The organism is Methylophaga sulfidovorans (genome assembly GCF_900114205.1).
Classification (GTDB): Bacteria; Pseudomonadota; Gammaproteobacteria; order Nitrosococcales; family Methylophagaceae; genus Methylophaga; species Methylophaga sulfidovorans.
On record NZ_FOSH01000002.1, the window covers coordinates 207115 to 227102 of the forward strand.

Sequence of the window (19988 nt, forward strand, 5' to 3'; positions counted from 1 at the left end):
TTAACAAGCGTACAACTTTCTGTACATGTATTAAATTAGCATCTATACTTGTCCAATAAGTTGTACATATTAAGGTGTGATATGAAAGTTGTTTCTTTTACCGAAGCACGTAATAGTTTGAAGGCTGTTTTAGATCGAGTTATCAATGATGCCGACACTACGGTTATTACACGTCGAGACTCTCAAGATGCCGTGGTGATGTCATTAGATTATTACAATAGCCTAATGGAAACTGTCCACTTACTCCGTTCGCCGGCAAACGTTGAGCATCTGAATAAATCGATTGCTCAGTATAGACAGGGAAAAGTTGCAGAACGGAAATTACTGGATGAGTAAACGACTGCTGACATGGACAGATGAAGCATGGAATAGCTATTTATACTGGCAGACACAAGATAAAAAAACGCTTAAACGAATCAATAAATTGATTGCAGATGTTCAACGTTCCCCATTTGAAGGCATAGGAAAACCAGAGGCCTTAAAAGAAAATTTGTCTGGCTTTTGGTCACGGCGAATCGACGATACCAACAGATTAGTCTATGCCGTAGATGACGGTGCAATCACCATTATTTCCTGCCGTTATCACTATTAAGCTGCCATATCGAAAAGAAAATCATCAATCGTTGGGTTTCGCTAACGCTCTACCCAACCTACACGATAAAAAAATTCTCTTTCGTAGGTTGGATTGAAGCATGAAATCCAACAAATACACCTACTTCAAAAATCTGATTTTCACTGTACACTGACTGACTAATATCCAAACTTAACTATGGCACTTACAGGAGGCACAATGAGTACGCCGATTTCTTCTCCCGTCACTGATTTACTTGAAGCACAAGGTATTGCGTTTGAAGTGATTGAAATTCCACTAACCGAAGATAAAAAACCGGTGCGTAATCTGGAAGAGCTGTTAAGCAGTCAGGGACATGATCCAAAATCTGTGGTGCGTAGTCTGCTGTTTAAAACCGGTTCCGATAATTATGTATTGTTGGCGGTTGCCGGCGGTGGTCGTGCTGACTGGGGTATTCTGAGAAAACATCTGGAAGAGAGAAAACTGCGTATGGCAGAGTTTGATGAAGTGCCGGAAGCCACAGGCTATGTGGTGGGTGCAGTACCACCGATTGCCTTACCTGACAGCATCACTGTATTACTCGATGAGAGTGTGGCTCAGTTTGATAATGTCGTGATTGGCAGTGGCGTCTTAGGTTACGCCTTGGGATTAACCTCAGCTGACTTACAAAAAGTAATGGCTGATGTCGATCGCGGTACCTTTGTTAAAGAATAAATACTTGTATTTATAAAGAAAAAGGGCTGGCATCTTTCAATGCCAGCCCTTTTTTATGGCTTAAATCTAAACTTTAATCAGCATCGTCAAAATCTCCTTTCCGGCTTGGATTGGATTTTGCCGATTTTGAGCTTTTCTCTGTTTTTTCATCATGTGAATTTGAATGCTGTTCATTTTCAACATCATCATGTCCATGTGACAACTCTTTCACTTCCAGCTCATTCACCATACGTAGCGGTGCTGCTGGTGCTTTACCCTCTTTGTCCTCACCAAAGTATAAAGTGAGATGTGGGAATGGTATTTCGATACCAGCGGCATCCAGATGGCGTTTAACCAGACGGTTATAGGCGCGACCAATACTCCACTGGCTGCCCGGTAGCGTTTTGATTCTGACACGTACGTTAACCGAACTATCAGCCAACGCCGTGACACCATGCACTTCCAGTTCTTCCGTCAGAATTTGCGAGCGATTGTCATCATCTGACATTAGCTCGGCAAAGGCTTCACGAAGTTTGATAACGACTTCATCGGTATCTTCTCGATAAGCGACACCATACTCACCCACATGATAGGCAAACCCACGCATGTAATTAGATACGGTGGTAACAGATGAAAACGGAATGATATGGAATGTACCGGACAAATCACGTAAGCCCAGGGAGCGAATAGTCAGTTTTTCAGCAACACCAGTAATACCATCTGCCGTCACCACATCACCGGTATTAATCGCATTTTCTAACTGGATAAACACACCGGTAATCACATCCTGAACCAGTTTCTGTGCACCAAAACCAATCGCTAAGCCCATCACACCCGCACCAGCAATCAGCGGCCCAATATTAATACCCAATTCGGACAGCACAATCATAACCGTCATCACCGTAATGGTGATGGCAATTGCATTCCTGAAAATGGTCAACAGCGTTTTCTCTCTGGCGCTAGGCATATGACCACTTTCTTCAGGATTCAGACGATGCTCAATCCAACTGGCCAGCACAATCCATGTCAGCATCGCAGCAGACACAATTAAGAAAATCGAAATCGCTGAGGTAATGACGTGCATGCCCGTTGCAGAGCTGATCCACTCTGCTAAATTCACGATGCCCCAGGCATCCAGAATGGCACTGATAATCAGCACAACAACTATCAGCTTGAAGACTTTAAATACACGAGGTAACTGCTCATTAATACGCATCTCGGCATTTGATAAATGCTGCTCGAGAGCTTTAGGCAGGCTAATGCCATGTTCAGAGGCCATATCCAATAAAGCTATCACGCCTATACCCGCCAGAACAGCCACAACGGTTTTTATTGTCGCTAATAAAATAACAGGTAAAGCGTCTTCTGATTTAACTAAAAGCCCTGTCCCCAGTACCAGAAAATAGATAGATGCAAACCAATGCCAGGTCTTGGCTAATATTCTTAAGGTCACATCATTGACGCCAAAATGGCTGCGTTCAGCTGTAGCGATTAACTGCTCCTTCACCGTATTTTTCTTTTTATAGATGACGCTTAGAGCAAAAATAACGGTAAAGAGAACAATAAGAAGATTGGCTAATTGGCTCAGGCTTTCTGAAATCGACATGGCCAGAAAAGGCACAATAAACAGGGTACCGTAACCGACTAATGACACGATGATAGAAAAGAAGCTCGACCAGTAACGAGCGGTTTCTGTGGAAATAGACAGTAAGCGCAGACCTTCATTTCTAGATGCAAAAATCGCCCTTATTAGTACTTTTGTCAGTTCAACAGCCAGGAAAATATTTAAAAACAGCGTTTCAGAAACAGCTATTTCCCCGACTTTTCCTACCGCTAACAAAGCCACGCCATAACCTGCTAACCAGGCTAATGCCACCACAGCAATACGTACAACTGTGGCAATGCTGACCGCTGTGACTTTAATGATGACGGCATGCGTATTATGCTCACGCAAAGCGAAGTCATTGGTGCTACGGAAAATAAACTGCGCCAGCACCGCGAATAAGAGAAAACTCAGAATCGTTGCTGCAGCGACAGTTGCCGTAGTGATGAGATCCCTGAACCAACCTTGAGTCGCTTTATCAGGTCCGGTCCAGATAGAGCTAATCGCATCCCAACTGCCTTTAAGCGTAGACATCATGGTTTGAACAACCGACTGACTTTGCTCTGCAATAGCAGCGGCTAGGGAATATTCAGACTTTTTATCTTCTGCTTTTTTAGTGCTGTCAGATGACCCTTTGCCATCTTGCTGACCAGCATTTTCTGACAGAGTATTTAATTCTTGGATTAACTTATCACGCGTTTCAGGATTCTCAATTAAGTTGGCTAAACTTCGATAAACATCGGCTTGTGATTCTTCTGCTTTTGTTTGCTGCACGCTTGTTGCTGACGGGGCAGCAGTATTAGCCATTGATTGCGTTGGTATCGCCAAGCCCAGTGAAAACACAAATAGAAAGAATAGTTGCGGCAATAAAAAATAGGTTCGAACATTTGGCACAAAGTTCTCCTGAAGATAAGCCAGATTATATATTGCGAAAAAGATAACGGCTGGCAAACATAACAACTCAGCACTTTAGATACAAATTAGAACACACTCATGACAATCAATAAATGTGGTGATTGCATTGAATACCAGACTGGTAGAATAGAATAAAAAATAATCTACCCTCTTTTTTATCAAAGATTCTTTTCAGACAGGAATTCCTATGGACTCTGAGAACCGACTCAGTTACAGCGGACTTTTAAAAAATCATTTTGGCCTGATTGCTGCTGCTTACCTGGCAGTGTTTACCGGCAATCTTGGGCAAAGCTTTTTTATTGGTTTATTTCGCACAGATATTAGCGAGTACCTAAATATTTCCGCTGGTGAATTTGGCTCTATATATGCTGTGATTACTATGATCAGTGGTTTTTTGGTTATGCACTTTGGGCCAAAAATCGACTGGATAGCCCCGCGTCGTTATGTACTGAGCGTACTCATCGTCTTAACTATTGGTGTATTAATGCTCACCTTATCACCTTGGTGGGGCTTATGTATTTTTGGTCTCGGCTTGCAGCGGTTATGTGGACAGGGATTGATGACGCATTTTGGTAGTACGCTGGCCGGACGAGAATTCTCCACTAATCGTGGTAAAGCTTTGGGCCTGGTCACGCTCGGTATGCCGACAGGTGAAATTATCTTGCCTCCAATCATTGCTTTAATGGCTGTCAGTTTTAGCTGGCAACAGGTCTGGTGGAGTATTCTAGCTGTTCTTATTGGGCTCTGGGTTTTACTGATTTTGTTTGTTGACTGGCCACCTGCTCCACGTCAAAAACATGAACATAAACAACGTAAAGACGCGGGCCCCAGCCCAACCCGTGATCTGCGTTTCTGGTTATTACTGCCACTGCTGATGGTGTTACCCATCACGCTGACCGGTATTTTTATCTATCAGGCTCAGATGACAAAGGACTTACTCGCCAGTCCTACAACCTATGCTTTAGCATTAACCGGACTGGGTATTGCCCGCTTTCCCGGAGCATTATTAGGTGGCCGTTGGATTGATGAATACGGTGCCACCACATTGGCCAAACTCTATTTGATTCCGTTTGCTCTGGCCTTATTAATTGCCGCTACCATTGGCGGCGATGCAGGCATCTGGATTTTAATGCTCGGCGCTGGTACAGCATTAGGTATGTCTTCACCGATTGGCGATACCTTATTAGTGCGACTATGGGGACGCGATCACTTAGGTCAGGTGCGTTCCTTGAAGTCGGCCTTTTTAGTGTTTTCTACTGGTATTGCACCAGCCTTTTTAGGTTTTATGATCGATGCTGGCGTGAGCTTCCAGAGTATCTTGTTAGGCATGCTGACTTTTTTAGTCATCGCCTGGATATTGGCACAAGGGCCGATAAGAGAAGCACACAATAGCCCAAACAACTGAATCCAATACTTCGTTGTTTGGGCTCTGGGTGATTTAGTGAGTCGTATTTATAATCAACTAAGGACAGGTATAACCACCATCAATCACTAAGTCTGTGCCGGTCATAAATGACGACTCATCAGAGGCCAGAAAGATCGTACCGTAAGCAATTTCATGAGGTTTACCAAAGCGTTTCATCGGCACCATTGAAATAAGTGCATCCCATTCTTCTTTTGGCACACTGCTTTCAAATAAGTTGGTATCAAACATGCCGGGACAAATGGCATTGATCCGGATATTGTCACCAACAAATTCCAGCGCAGCTGATTTGGTCATTAATCTGACAGCACCTTTCGTACTCTGATAGGCGGTTGAAACACCTGCTCCGGCGATGCCGTAGATAGATGAAAAGTTAACAATAGAACCACCACCAGCGCGTTGCATTGCAGGCACCGCCGCTTTCATTCCTAACAAAACACCAAGTTGGTTTATATTGACTATCTGGTAAAACTTTTCGACAGTGTGCTCAAGTAAGCCTGCGTGATAATAAATTCCTGCATTGTTGACCAGTACATCCAGACAGCCAAAACGCTTTTGGGTTTCCGTCACAGCATCAACCCAGTCTTGTTCCTTGGTCACATCGAGAGCAACAGCACTCGCTTCCCCCCGTCCTGCTTTATTTCTTCAACCAGATTAAGTGTTTTATTCCAGAGAGCATCGGCAGGTTGTCCATCAGCAATGATCGGATCCTGTTTTAGATTAGCAGCAACAATTTTGGCACCTTCTTTTGCCATCATCCGAACTTGCTCACTACCCAGTCCGCCGCCAGCGCCCGTAATTAAAATGACTTTATTTTCTAATCTACCCGCCATGATTGTTTCCTCTAATCTTTTGAAATAATTAAAAGCAACGAAATACATTGCTTGTTGGAAACATCGTAGGAAGGATAAGAAAGTGCCGCAAGACGGCACTTTTCAGAGACTTAGTTACTTAAAAGTAACCTATGGAATCGATTCAGAACGGTTTTTTAGCTAAGACGAGAAGAGGACTGGTATGGCTGATAATTTAATCAGCATCCAGCACTCTGACTAATAATTGTCGTATCGCTCTGGTTCAAATGGTTTATCACAAATGGCGGTCACGCCTGCGGCTTTCACTTCGCCCAAACGAGCAGCATCATCACTGGTCACCATAATAATAGGAATAAACGCATTATCGAGCTCGTTACGCACATATTCCACTAATTGTTTGCCATCCATATTGGGCATGTTCAAGTCGGTAAAAATAAGATCAAACTCATTATTTTTAACCACTTCTGCCGCCTGCTGACCATCATTCGCCTTGGAGATATCACTCATCCCCAGATTTTTTAAAACCCGGGTAATGTGGTTTCGGGCAGTCAGGCTATCGTCAACAACCAGCACTTTAAGCGCTGTAATATCGTAATTATCTAACTCAAGCCGTGCAGGCTCCATGAAATCAATCGTGGTGGCGAGGGCTTTTTCCAAATCATGACTATTAAAAGGTTTTGGCAGCAGAGCCACGATTCCAGCTTGTCTAACATCATCTAATTCTTCAAATCGCGTTTCACTTGAAACAAGCATAAAGTGAATATTGGTTTCGCTTTTAATCTTACGTGCCAATGCAATCAGTTTTGCCGCATCCATATCAGGTAAATGCAAAGCACTGATGACCAGGTCAGGCGGATATTGCATCATGATTTTTAATGCTTCCATACCTGAAGCCACACCTTCGATGTTATATACACCAGCCTGTTGGAGGTGGGTGACAATAATTCTTCGCTGCGTTGAAGATGGCTCTACTAGAACAATCGACAAATCTGACAAACTCACTGAAGCCATAGTCCAACTCCGTTGTTATAAAACAGGCTAAGGCTAATATAGCAAGAAGAAACAAAGCTTCATAATCTAAAATCGCCATCAAGCCTACATATCAATGACAATCAATTCCCATACTTTCTATTTATCTATCAGAACCTTAGTCAATCTTAACAAAACTTAACATTTAAAATTACTAATTTTTCACTTTCCAATGTCGTTATGAATAAGGAGCCCCTCCAACACTACCTCAACAACGGTAGCCTTTTTCTTAGAAATAAATATGAACCTCATAAATATTTATCACAATGCATCGGTGATGAAAAAATCGATGATCCCACCGGTTATTATGACTGTGATGCTGACTATCCTACTGATTGTCATCACCACAAATCTCAAAACGGTCTCTAACAACATTGATGATGTTGTTTATAACTTGGCACCAGATACTGATTTAGCCGCACAAATTATGGAGAAAGTGAGTGCAAAAAGGCTGCAGGTAAAAAACTATATCAAGACTTCAGATAACAGTAATGTAGAAAAATTTAAGGCAATAGCTGAAGAGTTACATCAGCTTATTACCACTGCTCAGGCAGACATTAAAGCACCAGATCGCCTCAAGCTGATAAGTGAGATTGAGCAATTAAATAGCCTTTATGATGATGCTTTTCATAATGATGTCGTCACCAATATGTCGATCAGAAATGGCATTGTTTCTGACAATTTAAACAAAAATGGAAAGTCAGCTGAGAAAAAGCTGGATGGCATACTGAATTCTGCTCATAACAGCTATGACATAGAAGCCACCTTTTATGCCGGGGAAACGCTTAAGTCTTTTTTATTATCACGACTCTATGTCTTCAAGTATTTAGATACCAATAGCATCGATGATGATAATCAGGCTCAAAAAGAACTTGAAGCTACCCAGCAATGGTTAGAAAAATTACTCTTAAACACAACGGATAGCCAAAGCTTACAGTCTGCTCATGAAGCAGCTAAACAAATCGATGAATATAAAAACGGGTTTATTGAACTAGTCACAGCTATTACCAAAAGAAACAATGCCATCAATAATGTGCTGGATAAAAATGGCCCTATCATTTCCAGTAAAACGCAAGCTCTGAAAGACAGTGTATTTAAGTCAATGATTGAGCAAGGAGAACAAGCAAAAACCAATATCGTCAAAACGGAACGCTTTAGCTATCTTGTCTATATTATTGCAGCAATTGCCGGCATATTTATTTCTTTCAAACTGGCTAAAGGTATTGTTAACCCGATTGAAAAAATGAAAGGCGTTATGGATAAAGTGGCTGACGGCAATCTGACCATGCGTATCAAAATTGATAACAAAGATGAACTTGGTCAGTTTGCTGATAATTTCAATCAATTTGTCGCACAACTGGAACAGCTGATAAAAGAGATTGCACTGGCAACTGAGCATCTCTCCACTGCCGCTGAAGAAACCTCCAGTGTGACAAAAGACTCTACGCAGAACATTCTTAAACAGCAAAATGAAACCAGTCTGGTCGCTACCGCCATTAATGAGATGACAGCCACTGTTCGAGAAGTTGCCACCAATACAGAACAGGCTTCTCTGGCAGCATCTAATGGTGATCGGGAAGTACGTTCCGGACAGCTGGTGATCAAGCAGATGGTGGAATCTATCGAACGTTTAGTAAATGAAATCGAGGATTCATCTAATGTTATCCAAACGCTGAAAACAGGCAGTGTCAACATTGAAACCGTATTAGACGTTATCAAAAGCATCGCTGAGCAAACCAATCTACTGGCACTGAATGCAGCGATAGAAGCTGCCCGTGCTGGCGAGCAAGGCAGAGGCTTTGCTGTAGTGGCAGATGAGGTTCGCTCACTGGCACAAAAAACACAAGAATCAACACTGGAAATTGAACAACTTATCGACACCTTGCAATCCCATGCTGACGATGCTGTTAGTTCGATGGATTCTAATAAGGTCAGCGTCAGTGCTCTGGCTGAGAAAACCAGTCTGGCAACTGAATCATTAAATAGCATCACCTCTGTTGTGTCATCCATCACAGAAATGAATGCTCAAATCGCTACAGCAGCAGAAGAGCAAAGTTACGTTGTCGAGGAGGTTAATAATAACGTCCACAATATTCAGATTATTTCAGAAAATAATGCTACAGCGTCTCAACAAATCTCTCAGGCCAATAATGAGATTGCAGACTTGAGTGCAAAACTCAAAATCCAGGTCATGCGGTTTCAGGTGTCTTAATCTATTAGAAACGTCAGCCAGTCTCTTCCAAGAGACTGGCTGTTTTATTCATTTCCTACTATCCCCCATCTCCCTATCAAATTTTTCACGCCGACTTTTATATTTTTAATGAGTCGCCTATGCTGTATTACTCAATTGATAAGGGAATTTTATGCCTGAAGATCTGCACATCAAGATTCGTAATTTGGAAAAATCTGACTATCCTCAGCTCAAAAGTCTGATGGATAAAATTTACGATGATATTGGTGGCGCCTGGCCTGAACACACTATTTTTAAACTGATTGATGACTTACCTGAGGGCCAGATTGGTATTATCGATCATGACACCATCATCGGTGTCGCCTTGTCAGTACAAGTCAATTATCAGCGTTTCAGTAACCCGCATACCTACGATGATTTAATCAGTAAAAAAGAAACCATTCTGAATAATAAAAATGGTGATGCTTTGTATGGACTGGATGTATTGATTCATCCGGATTATCGCGGCTATCGTCTGGGGCGACGTTTATATGAAGCAAGAAAAGAGCTGTGCCGCCAGCATAATCTGAGAGCTATCCTCGCCGGCGGCCGTATTCCAAATTATCACCAGTATGCTGAAGAAATGACGCCTGCTGAATATTTTGAAGCCGTTAAAAATAAACGTATTTATGATCCGATTCTGACCTTTCAATTATCTAATGACTTTCAGGTCACACGATTATTAAAGCAATACTTGCCAGAAGATGAAAAATCACAGGGCTATGCCACTTTACTGGAGTGGCGGAATATCTTTTACGAACCTGAAAGTACGGTGATTGAAACCCGAAAAACTCAGATCCGCATTGGGGCAATTCAATGGCAGATGCGTGAAGTTGAATCTGTTGAAGAATTACTACGTCAGGTTGAATATTTTATTGATGCCTTATCCAGTTATAAAAGCGACTTTGCTCTGTTCCCTGAGTTTTTTAACTCACCCTTGATGGGCCTCAGTCCCGACCAACGTAATCAGACCGAAGCGATCCGCTTTTTAGCCAGCTTTACTGAACGCTTTAAGAATGAAATGTCGCAAATGGCAGTGAGTTACAACATTAATGTGATTACGGGATCGATGCCCTTATTAGAGGACGATGTTCTCTATAACGTCAGTTATCTCTGCCGTCGTGATGGCACGATTGAGAGACAAACCAAAGTGCATATCACTCCACATGAACGTCGTGACTGGGTAATTGAAGGCGGTGACCAATTACAGGTCTTTGAAACAGATGCTGGTCGTATAGGTATATTAATCTGTTATGACGTCGAATTCCCTGAGCTGGCTCGTTTGTTGGCACAGCAAGATATGGATATTCTTTTTGTGCCCTATTGGACTGATACCAAAAATGGTTATCTACGGGTACGTCATTGTGCTCAGGCCCGCGCCATCGAAAATGAATGTTATGTGGTGATTTGTGGCAGCTGCGGTAATCTCCCTCAGGTAGAAAATCTGGATGTGCAGTATTCTCAGGCAGCGGTGTTTTCTCCTTCTGACTTTTCCTATCCACACGATGCTGTCATGGCAGAAACCACGCCTAATACCGAAATGATCATGTTCTCTGATTTAGACTTGGACAAACTCAAACTGACCCGAAGTGAAGGCTCAGTGAATAACCTAAAAGACAGACGAACTGAACTCTATTCACTTAATTGGAATGGCAAAATTAAATGACAGAACATCCCATCATTAGTCAGATTAAAGCAGCTGACGAAGCCATTATGGCGGAAGACTTTGATACATTATTAGATATTTATACTGACGATGCGGTGTTAGTCGTTCAACCCGGTATGAATGCCGTTGGCAAAATACAGATCCGTCAGGCATTTGAAAAAATTGCCGTTTATTTCCAGCATGGTTTACAGGTCAAACAAGCGGCACTAGAGATTTTAGAAACTGGCGATACCGCCCTTGTATTGGCGAACACCATTATCTCTGCTCCCGGTGCTGAAACGACCACAAGACAAGCGACGTATGTATTTGTCAAAAACAGTGATGATATCTGGCGATGTGCGATTGATAACTCTTATGGGCATGCCATTATTCAGAGCAAATAACTCAGTTTTTATTTAACAATCGAGGCCAAAATGGAATTAGAAACACAAGCACCTCAGACCATTATGGAAGCGGATATTGATCCTGCAGCAGGGGATCAAGCCTATTTCTCAGTCTCCACCAGTAAACTAAAATGGCTTTATCTCGCTACATTTGGTTTATATAGCATCTATTGGTTTTATAAAAACTGGAAGCTTCAACAGCCTTTTATTGATGGCAAAATTATGCCCGTTATGCGTGGCATATTTTCAATTTTTTTCACTCATGCCTTAGCTAAACGCATTAAGCAAAGCATGTCACGTCAAGATATTCCCGAGAATAAACATTTAGGTTTTCTCGCAACCATGTTTGTCTTACTGGTTATCCTCGGTAATCTGGCTAGCACCTTAGCTGATAATCATGTCGTGCCTCAATATTTCAATATTATCTGGTTAGTATTGTTTTACCTGAGTGTCTATCCACTAATAGAGCTACAGGACAAAATCAATATGCTTAAGGACGATCCTATTGGCACTATTAACTCACGCTATGACTGGCGAGGCTATGCCGCCTTATTCATAGGGGGTGTACTCTGGCTGTTGGCTATCCTTGGTGCAGTTGCCTTAATCGCACAAAACTAAGCGGAGAAATATCATGACATTAGAAAACCTATACCATTTAGCATTTACCGGTTTATTTATTATCTTATTAACCCTGTTAATCCAGTGGTTTATAGCCAGTAAAACCAAGGCCTCACAACCAGGCGCCATTCCAGGAAAAATTGATGAAAATTTGAGTCACTCTTCTTTTGTTTTCCGTAGTCACCGCACCTTTATAAATTCACTGGAAAATATGCCCTTAATGTTAGGGACTTCCTTTATGGCCATTCTCATCGGAGCAAATGCATTATGGACCGGTATTTTTATCTGGGTCTTTGCTATCGCCCGAATTTTTCATATGGCGTTATATTACAAAATTGCCACTGAAAAAAATCCCAGCCCAAGATCACTGTTCTTCATGATTGGTTTACTGGCAAATGTCGCATTACTGGGTCTCTGCGCCATCACCCTTTTATAATGCAAAGCTGATTTAATACCGCAAAGTTAGGTAACGTTAATATCATCATTATCGACAAAATATAAAATATTGATAATCATGCAATAACAATATAATTTCTAGCCAAGTATGTAGACGGATCATGGTAATGAGAGAGACTATCCTCAGAGGTTTAGAGAACGAACTATCCTTATCAGAATCATCAGAAATCACTGATAACTTAAGTTATATTTTGTCTGTTATCCGTAATCACCTGGAAATGGATGTTGCTTTTATCTCGGAATTCACCGATGAACTACGCAAAATTGAAGTTATCGACTCAGTAGACCCAGACATTCCTTTAAAAGCCGGGCATGCCGACCCTACGGAATTAACGTATTGTCAGAAGATTGTTGAAGGTGAACTGGATGGCATCATTGCTGATACTTCAGACAATCCCATAACTAAGGCAATGCCGATTACACAAGAGCTAAATATTGGTAGCTACTTAGGTGTGCCAATTGTGCTCAATGATGGTGAAGTCTATGGTACTTTTTGCTGCTTCAGTCATACATCTGACGCTACGCTGAGCGAGCGCGATCTGGCATTGATGAAAATATTTGCCGACATAAGCGCCCGTCAAATCGATAGACAACTGCTCAAAAATCAGCAGGATAATCAAATCAAAAGACGACTCAGTAAGGTCTTATCTGAGAATAATCTCAACACGGTTTTCCAGCCTGTCTATCACGTTGACGAGAAAAAAGTGATTGGTTATGAGTGTTTATCCCGTTTTATCGATACACCATATCGCACTCCAGATATCTGGTTTGAAGAAGCGGAATTTGTCGGACTGGGAGAGGAGCTTGAAATAATGGCTATTACTACAGCTCTGGATAAAATGACTCTTTTCCCCGCCGACGTCAGCTTTTCTCTAAACATATCACCGGAATACGTTATAAATGGTGCTGTTGAACGCGCCTTAGACCAGCATATATTCAATAAAAATTATTCTGGAAGTTACCGAACATGCACAGATAGCAGACTATCGTGCCTTTCGAGAAGCCATCCAATCATTACGAAAACAAGGTGTGCGCCTGGCTATTGATGATGTCGGTGCCGGTTATTCCAGCCTTCAGCATATCCTTGAGCTCGGTGCAGATATCATCAAACTGGATATCAGCCTGATCAGAAATATTGATACTGATACTTCCAGAAAAGCGCTAACTGCCGCATTAATTGCTTATGCTCAAGAAACTGGGTGCGAAGTTTTAGCTGAAGGTGTGGAAACTGAAGAAGAATTCAGAGAGCTGGTTAGACTTGGCATCAAAAAGATACAAGGTTATTTCATCAGCCAGCCTTTAGAATTAGAACAAGCGATTGATTTTCGATGTCCTGAATTTAATTAAAAGACACAGTAAAAGCTGTGTCTTTTAATTTGTTAAAAACACATTAGACTTTAAACTGTTTCACCAGATCATTGAGTGTTGTCGCCAGGCGAGCCAGATCTTTACTTGCTACTGAGGTTTGCACGGTTCCTTCAGCTGTTTGGCTGGTCATATCATTAATTGAAACAATATTACGATTAATTTCTTCAGCGACAGCGCCTTGTTCCTCTGCTGCTGTCGCAATCTGACGACTCATATCATTAATATGCGAGATGACTTCCGCTATCAGGCTTAAGGCTTCTTTAGTCGAGTTTGCCTGACCTAGCGCTTCGTTCACCTGTTTCTGACTTCTTTCCATTGATTCCACAGCATGATTAGAGCCTTGCTGTAACATATCAATCATATTGGTTATCTCACCAATGGACGCAGTCGTTTTACTCGCTAAGGTACGTACTTCCTCGGCAACCACAGCAAAACCACGTCCATGTTCGCCAGCACGGGCTGCTTCAATAGCTGCATTCAAGGCCAATAAGTTAGTCTGCTCAGCAATATTGTTAATTACATCCAGCACGGTAGAAATATCCATACTGCGGCTTTTAAGTTGATTAATGGAATCAACTGCCTCTTCTGTAACATTTGCTAATTGCTGAACCAGTGAGGTCGTTTTATCCATTGCGACAATGCCGGTGTCTACTTGTTCAGCTGCTTTATCGGTCGCTAATGATGTGTCACTGGTATTTTTTGCTACTTCTTGAACAGTCGCCGTCATTTCATTCATGGCTGAAGCAACCTGGGTTGTTTCACTTTGCTGCTTCTGAACAGCCTGGCTGGTCTGCTGAGTGATGACCGATGTTTCTTCCGAGGCAGCGGCAATCTGACTACTGGCATCGGTAACTTTATTCATGGTTGTTTGCATGGTGATGAGCATTTCATTGAGCGCTTTACTGGCATCTCCAATTTCATCACTACGTTGCATATTCAGTCTTGCCGTCAGATCCAGATCTTTTGCTACACCAGAAATAAACGTTGATATTTGCAAAATAGGCCCAGAAATCAGCTTGGATGCTTTAACGGCAAAGACGATAGCAACTAATGCAACTATCACTAGAATCAACATACCATACAGCCATAAACTCTTTGATAACTGATCTGCGGCTGCAAAAGCTTCAGATTCATCTATCTCTGCCAATATTGCCCAGTTTAAGCCTGTAATTTCCAAAGGTGCATAAGCAGACAATACATGTATGCCACGGTAATCTGTAATGATGTTAAATCCTGATTTACCAGCCAACGCCTCGTCAACACCATGACTGTCCACATGCAAAAGACCTAAAGCTGAGTCTTTAAGATCAATCAAATTTCTGCTTGTTGCATCGACTGCTTGTGTCTTTTCTAATAAGCTCAGATAAGCCGCTTTGTCCTCCACTAAAAACCGACTTTCACTCCGTAACAATTTATCGTTGCCAACAAGATAGGTCTCACCTGACTCGCCTAAACCAGCTTCTTTCCACTTATTATCAAAAGTCATAATCTGATTAATGCGGTCTACTGGCATTTGGAAAATCAAAACACCTTGTTTCTCATCATTAATATGGATTGGAGCGGCAATAAAACTGGCTGGACTTTCATAAGAAGGTAAATACGGCGCATAGTCGGCAATCGCGACTTGCTCTTTATCGCTTAACTGTAATGCCTGCCTGAAAGCCTTCCCAATTGCGGTATCAGCGTAAGGTCCTGTTTTGAGAGAGGTTGCATAATCCAATTCTTTGAATACGCTATAAACCACCATTCCAGTATCAGCGTCGACGAGAAAAATATCGTAGTAACCAAATTTATTTAAAAAGTCTTTTAGGAAAGGATGGTACTTAGCATGATAAAAAGCATAATCACTGCCGTCATTTGCCTGCACCATATCATGCTTACTGCCTAATTCAGCTTTATTATCAACAATATAGGTCTGCTGCAAAGCCAAACCATTTATATCAATTTTAGATAGCAAATTATCCATATTGATAGGCGGTTTAACCTTGTTCAGTGATTCATAATGCTGAGTAAACTGCGTGTCGTAATAGGTTTTTACATGTTGCTGAATAGTAGTGCGATCAAATTGACTCGTATCACTGGCATAACTCTTTGCTGCACTACTCAAATTGTTTAATGCCTCAGACATTAAACTGGAATCGGCCAGGTTCACCAATTGATTTTCTATCGTAAAAAAATAATCTTCGACTTGGCTTTTTTTAACATTTCGCAGAGAAACCAGGCGCTCTTGAAATAACGCTTTAAGCGCATTATTAGACTCATTTGTTGCAATATAATTAGTCAGAACATTTGAGATTAGAATTGGCGTAATAGCAATAATGATCGCTGCCAGTGTAATTTTCTGTTTTATTTTCATGGTAAAAGGTCACAAAAAATAAGGATGTATTAGTTCTTTCAATATCGTCTAACAGTAAGAAATGTTTAATAATATTGATTATTTTTCTGTCTATACATCACTTAAGTGAAGCAACCTTACCAATCACTGTTTACCTGTCAGCTATAAAACTTGAATAAGGGTTTTGTCCTGTTTGCCAGCGCGACCAGAGATAACATCACCGGTACTTCAACCAACACCCCCACCACTGTAGCTAATGCCGCACCTGAATTAAGACCAAATAAGCTAATCGCCACGGCAACCGCCAGTTCAAAGAAGTTTGACGTGCCAATCAAAGCCGCTGGAGCCGCCACATTAAACGGCACTTTCCATAAATAAGCCCAGCCATAAGCGATGGCAAAAATACCATAGCTTTGGATCAGTAATGGAATAGCAATCAAGGCAATAACTAACGGTTTAGCCAGGATGGTTTCAGCCTGAAAACCAAATAATAAAATCACCATCGCTAATAAACCGATAATTGAATAAGGTTTTATTGTTTGAGTAAAGCGAGCAATTTCATGATGGTCCTGACTATTATCAAGGCGTTTTCTTGTGAGATACCCCGCGAGCAATGGAATCACGACATACAAAACCACAGATAAAAATAAGGTTTCCCATGGCACAATTATATTCGTCATACCTAATAAGAAAGCGGTAATCGGGGCAAAAGCAAACACCATAATCAAGTCATTTATCGAGACTTGTACCAGCGTGTAGTTGGCATCGCCTTTAACCAACTGGCTCCAGACAAATACCATCGCCGTACATGGTGCTACACCTAATAAAATCATCCCGGCAATGTATTCTTTTGCCGATTGCGGATCGACCCAACCAGCAAATAAAACCTCAAAAAACAGAATCCCCAGCCCAGCCATGGTGAAGGGTTTGATTAACCAGTTCACCACCAGCGTCAGACATAAGCCTTTCGGTTTTCTGCCAACATCTTTAATCGACGCAAAATCCACATTAACCATCATTGGATAAATCATTAACCAGATAAAGACCGCAACAGCGAGATTCACATTGGCATATTGCCAAGTGGCTACTGTTTGAAAGATGGACGGAAATAATGATCCCAAAGCCACGCCAGCCACAATACAAAGGCCAACCCAGACAGACAGATAACGTTCAAAAAATCCTATTGCTGAACTAGAAGCTGAGTTCATTTTAATTCCTTTTCAATACGTGTTTTTAATAACTGAAAAGCTTCATCAAAAGCCGCGTCTATCTCCGCCTCATTGCCTTGTGCTTTCGCTGGATCAGGTGTGCTCCAGTGCAGTTTCTGGTACTCACCATAAAAAATTGGACAGACTTCATTGGCAGCCTGGTCGCAGACAGTAATCACATAATCAAAAGGCTGACCGGCAAACTCATCCCATGATTTGCTAACGGGGCTTCCCGGATCAATGCCATGTCTTTTTAATGTCTCTATGGATTTAGGGTGAACATACCCAGCAGGCTGACTGCCTGCACTGACCGCCTGATATTCCGTTCCCTTAAGATGATTAATTAATGCTTCAGCCATCACCGAACGGCATGAGTTACCCGTGCATAAAACCAGTATTCTTTTCATTTCAACTCTCTGTTTTAACGGATTGAGGTATACAACAATCAACAAATTCCACCACGGCACAATCAGCATTATCAGCCTGATGCAATCGAGCTAGATCACTGCTGCAACAGTCCTGAACCATAAAAGCAATCAAATCTCTCATCTGTTCAAAATTAGCCATGTAGATAATGGATCGGCCTTCTTTACGTGATGACACCAAATTGGCCTGACTCAGATGGGTCAGATGGAATGACAGCGTATTATGCGGAATGCCAAGTGCATCACTGATAACACCAGCCGCCATACCCTGTGGACCGGCTTCAACCAGCAATCTAAAGGCCAGCAGGCGTGTTTCCTGGGACAAAGCAGCAAAAGCGTTAAGTGCAGTTTCTAGTTTCATATGTCGATAATAGTCGACACATATTTATATGTCAATAATTATGGACATATAAAGACAAAGGTTTGCCATGTTAAAGTGATCGATAAGCATGAAAATAATCGTAGGGAGATAAACCATGAGTAAAACATTAGTCATTGGAGCCAACGGCCAGATTGGAAAACAACTTATAACGTTACTCTGCGCTGATGACAGTCCGGTGAAAGCCATGATCCGAGACTCCCAGCAAGCCTCATATTTTCAGGAATTAGGCGCTGAAACGATTATTGCCGACTTGGAATCCCCACTACCTGAAAAAGCATTTGAGGATTGTGACAAAGTCGTTTTTACTGCAGGCTCAGGAGGAAAAACCGGTGCTGATAAAACTATCCTGATTGATCTATGGAGCGCCGTAAAAGCTATCGACATGGCTAAGAAATATAATATAAAACAATTTGTTATGGTCAGCGCCAGAGATGCTGGCAATCCCGAGACCGGCACGGAGGCCATCAAACACTACAATATTTGTAAACACTTTGCTGACCAATATTTATTAGCCAGTGGTGTGCCCTACACCATCCTGCGTCCAGGTAAACTAATTGATGATAAAGCGACAGGACATATTTCTACACAAAGAACAGGCCAGGCTGATAAGGACGTGATTACACGCGCTGATGTAGCCGCTTGCATTCAATTTTGCCTCAATCATACTGAATCGATTAATCAGATAGATGAACTCTACAATGGTGATGAAACTATTCGGGACGCATTTATCAATAGTGTCTCTGGGCGGTTGGGCTAAAAATTACCAACCTGTCAGAGAGCGACTGTATTGACCAGCACAGCGTTTGATCACATAAGCTAATGTCATACTAATCAGTATTGTGAGCGGAAAGGTAATAATAAACTGGTGCAATCCGCTCATATTCTCCACATTGGGTAACCACTTATATTCGACTAAGGCAATTAGTACCCAGGGATGAATAAAATAAATCGCAAAACTGGCATCAGCTAACAACCTTAATAAAGGTATTTGAGGGTAATGTTCGCTCAGTTTTTCCAGCAAAGATAAAAAGAAAAAACATAAAACAATTTTCTGCAAAATCAGGATATCCAGACCATCAAAGGTGAATGGATGTAATTTATGCAGATTGCCAAAGCCTAGATAAATCAGAGCTTGTAGAATTGCCAGAAATACCACTGTCACCCCGAGAATAAACGCTTTGTTATGTAAATATCGCTGAACAGGCTCACGATGCATTGACACGAGAATGCCCAATAAATACATCGGCAAAAAATACATAACAGCATGCCACGGCGATAAATTACCTGCTGGACGATGCACAATCATTGCCAGCACTAAGGCAATAATAAAAATCAACAGCCGGATTCTTACACCCTGACGAATGTAGCTGATAAACAATGGCGACATCAGAAATATCAGCATAATAAAAGGAATGTACCAATAGGCAAATGAGGTTCTGCCTGTCCATAGATACAGGCCAATCATGCTTAAATAATCTTGCCAGTTAGCTAAAGACGTGATGCCCAACTCTTTTGCATCAGGTAAAGAAATACCTGAACTTAAATAGTAAATCAGTGCTAATAACGATAAAAACACATAGGGAAGCAAGACATTCTTCACTTTCTTCAGCATAAACTGGCTGTATTGAAACTGCCTGTAAAAAATATGATGAAAGAAAAAACCGGAGATGAAAACAAACAAAGGTGAGCCACCCTGAATTAAGTTGGCAATCACTCTTTCGTCAAAACTGGTGATAGATTTGTAGCTAATACAATGTCCGGCAACGATGCTTAAAATGGCAATGGCTCTGAAATAATCAAAGACAATTAACCTCATTTAGTCAATTACCACAGACAGTAAAAACAGCATCGGCTTAGCACTCTTCTATAGA

The 19988-nt window shown here is 41.6% G+C and carries 21 protein-coding genes; 12 read left to right on the forward strand and 9 right to left on the reverse strand.

Features of this window, described 5'->3' with window-relative positions; all coding sequences use genetic code 11:
• Positions 1 to 81 precede the first annotated feature (81 nt).
• The 3 genes from BM232_RS02340 to BM232_RS02350 all read left to right on the forward strand — a co-directional run bounded on the left by BM232_RS02340 (position 82) and on the right by BM232_RS02350 (position 1285).
• Entirely contained in the window at positions 82 to 336 is a 255-nt protein-coding gene (locus BM232_RS02340; protein WP_091711583.1) for a type II toxin-antitoxin system Phd/YefM family antitoxin, read from the forward strand.
• Complete coding sequence (locus tag BM232_RS02345; RefSeq protein ID WP_091711584.1) at positions 329 to 592, forward strand: Txe/YoeB family addiction module toxin; 264 nt, start codon at positions 329 to 331, stop codon at positions 590 to 592. Before BM232_RS02340 ends, BM232_RS02345 begins: the two co-directional genes overlap by 8 nt.
• A 198-nt stretch (positions 593 to 790) precedes the next feature.
• Complete coding sequence (locus tag BM232_RS02350) at positions 791 to 1285, forward strand: aminoacyl-tRNA deacylase (protein WP_091711585.1); 495 nt, start codon at positions 791 to 793, stop codon at positions 1283 to 1285.
• Positions 1286 to 1358: 73 nt separating this feature from the next.
• Here the strand turns inward: BM232_RS02350 and BM232_RS02355 are convergent, their stop codons facing one another.
• Positions 1359 to 3761 (reverse strand): mechanosensitive ion channel domain-containing protein, encoded by a 2403-nt coding sequence (locus BM232_RS02355; RefSeq protein WP_245752797.1) that lies wholly within the window; start codon positions 3759 to 3761, stop codon positions 1359 to 1361.
• Positions 3762 to 3969: 208 nt separating this feature from the next.
• Here BM232_RS02355 and BM232_RS02360 point away from each other — a divergent pair, with 208 nt between their 5' ends.
• Positions 3970 to 5187, forward strand: a complete 1218-nt coding sequence (locus BM232_RS02360) for an MFS transporter (protein ID WP_091711586.1) — start codon at positions 3970 to 3972, stop codon at positions 5185 to 5187.
• A 57-nt stretch (positions 5188 to 5244) separates the two neighbouring features.
• On the opposite strand, the gene BM232_RS02365 is transcribed toward BM232_RS02360, so the two are convergent.
• The 3 genes from BM232_RS02365 to BM232_RS02375 form a co-directional block, all read right to left on the reverse strand.
• Positions 5245 to 5805: an SDR family NAD(P)-dependent oxidoreductase gene (locus BM232_RS02365; RefSeq protein WP_091711587.1), complete on the reverse strand. Its 561-nt coding sequence runs from the start codon at positions 5803 to 5805 to the stop codon at positions 5245 to 5247.
• Positions 5802 to 6038: an SDR family NAD(P)-dependent oxidoreductase gene (locus tag BM232_RS15180; protein WP_091711588.1), complete on the reverse strand. Its 237-nt coding sequence runs from the start codon at positions 6036 to 6038 to the stop codon at positions 5802 to 5804. Before BM232_RS15180 ends, BM232_RS02365 begins: the two co-directional genes overlap by 4 nt.
• Before the next feature lie 216 nt (positions 6039 to 6254).
• Positions 6255 to 7028, reverse strand: coding sequence for a response regulator (locus BM232_RS02375; RefSeq protein ID WP_245752798.1), 774 nt, complete (start codon positions 7026 to 7028; stop codon positions 6255 to 6257).
• 259 nt (positions 7029 to 7287) lie between these two features.
• Here BM232_RS02375 and BM232_RS02380 point away from each other — a divergent pair, with 259 nt between their 5' ends.
• From BM232_RS02380 to BM232_RS15185, 7 genes are all read left to right on the forward strand, one after another.
• Positions 7288 to 9258: a methyl-accepting chemotaxis protein gene (locus BM232_RS02380; protein WP_091711589.1), complete on the forward strand. Its 1971-nt coding sequence runs from the start codon at positions 7288 to 7290 to the stop codon at positions 9256 to 9258.
• A gap of 151 nt (positions 9259 to 9409) precedes the next feature.
• A complete protein-coding gene (locus BM232_RS02385) occupies positions 9410 to 10942 on the forward strand; it encodes a carbon-nitrogen hydrolase family protein (protein WP_091711590.1) in 1533 nt (510 codons plus the stop codon).
• The gene (locus BM232_RS02390; protein WP_091711591.1) at positions 10939 to 11325 is read left to right on the forward strand and encodes a YybH family protein; all 387 of its coding nucleotides are present in this window, start codon (positions 10939 to 10941) and stop codon (positions 11323 to 11325) included. Before BM232_RS02385 ends, BM232_RS02390 begins: the two co-directional genes overlap by 4 nt.
• Before the next feature lie 30 nt (positions 11326 to 11355).
• The gene (locus tag BM232_RS02395) at positions 11356 to 11943 is read left to right on the forward strand and encodes a hypothetical protein (RefSeq protein WP_091711592.1); all 588 of its coding nucleotides are present in this window, start codon (positions 11356 to 11358) and stop codon (positions 11941 to 11943) included.
• 13 nt (positions 11944 to 11956) lie between these two features.
• The gene (locus BM232_RS02400; RefSeq protein WP_091711593.1) at positions 11957 to 12379 is read left to right on the forward strand and encodes an MAPEG family protein; all 423 of its coding nucleotides are present in this window, start codon (positions 11957 to 11959) and stop codon (positions 12377 to 12379) included.
• 127 nt (positions 12380 to 12506) lie between these two features.
• Positions 12507 to 13445 (forward strand): EAL domain-containing protein, encoded by a 939-nt coding sequence (locus BM232_RS15025; RefSeq protein ID WP_177207236.1) that lies wholly within the window; start codon positions 12507 to 12509, stop codon positions 13443 to 13445.
• Entirely contained in the window at positions 13375 to 13746 is a 372-nt protein-coding gene (locus tag BM232_RS15185; RefSeq protein ID WP_281248260.1) for an EAL domain-containing protein, read from the forward strand. Before BM232_RS15025 ends, BM232_RS15185 begins: the two co-directional genes overlap by 71 nt.
• A 43-nt stretch (positions 13747 to 13789) precedes the next feature.
• Here BM232_RS15185 and BM232_RS14865 read toward each other — a convergent pair whose 3' ends face one another.
• The 4 genes from BM232_RS14865 to BM232_RS02430 form a co-directional block, all read right to left on the reverse strand.
• A complete protein-coding gene (locus BM232_RS14865) occupies positions 13790 to 16123 on the reverse strand; it encodes a methyl-accepting chemotaxis protein (RefSeq protein ID WP_091711596.1) in 2334 nt (777 codons plus the stop codon).
• A 137-nt stretch (positions 16124 to 16260) separates the two neighbouring features.
• Positions 16261 to 17310: an ACR3 family arsenite efflux transporter gene (arsB, locus tag BM232_RS02420; RefSeq protein WP_091711597.1), complete on the reverse strand. Its 1050-nt coding sequence runs from the start codon at positions 17308 to 17310 to the stop codon at positions 16261 to 16263.
• Positions 17307 to 17717, reverse strand: coding sequence for an arsenate reductase ArsC (locus BM232_RS02425; protein ID WP_091711598.1), 411 nt, complete (start codon positions 17715 to 17717; stop codon positions 17307 to 17309). The genes arsB and BM232_RS02425 overlap by 4 nt, the downstream gene beginning before the upstream one ends.
• A gap of 1 nt (position 17718) precedes the next feature.
• Positions 17719 to 18096: an ArsR/SmtB family transcription factor gene (locus BM232_RS02430; protein ID WP_091711599.1), complete on the reverse strand. Its 378-nt coding sequence runs from the start codon at positions 18094 to 18096 to the stop codon at positions 17719 to 17721.
• Positions 18097 to 18211: 115 nt separating this feature from the next.
• On the opposite strand from BM232_RS02430, the gene BM232_RS02435 reads away from it, so the two are divergent.
• Entirely contained in the window at positions 18212 to 18874 is a 663-nt protein-coding gene (locus BM232_RS02435; RefSeq protein ID WP_091711600.1) for an SDR family oxidoreductase, read from the forward strand.
• 3 nt (positions 18875 to 18877) lie between these two features.
• Here BM232_RS02435 and BM232_RS02440 read toward each other — a convergent pair whose 3' ends face one another.
• Positions 18878 to 19933: an acyltransferase family protein gene (locus tag BM232_RS02440; RefSeq protein WP_091711601.1), complete on the reverse strand. Its 1056-nt coding sequence runs from the start codon at positions 19931 to 19933 to the stop codon at positions 18878 to 18880.
• Positions 19934 to 19988: the final 55 nt, after the last annotated feature.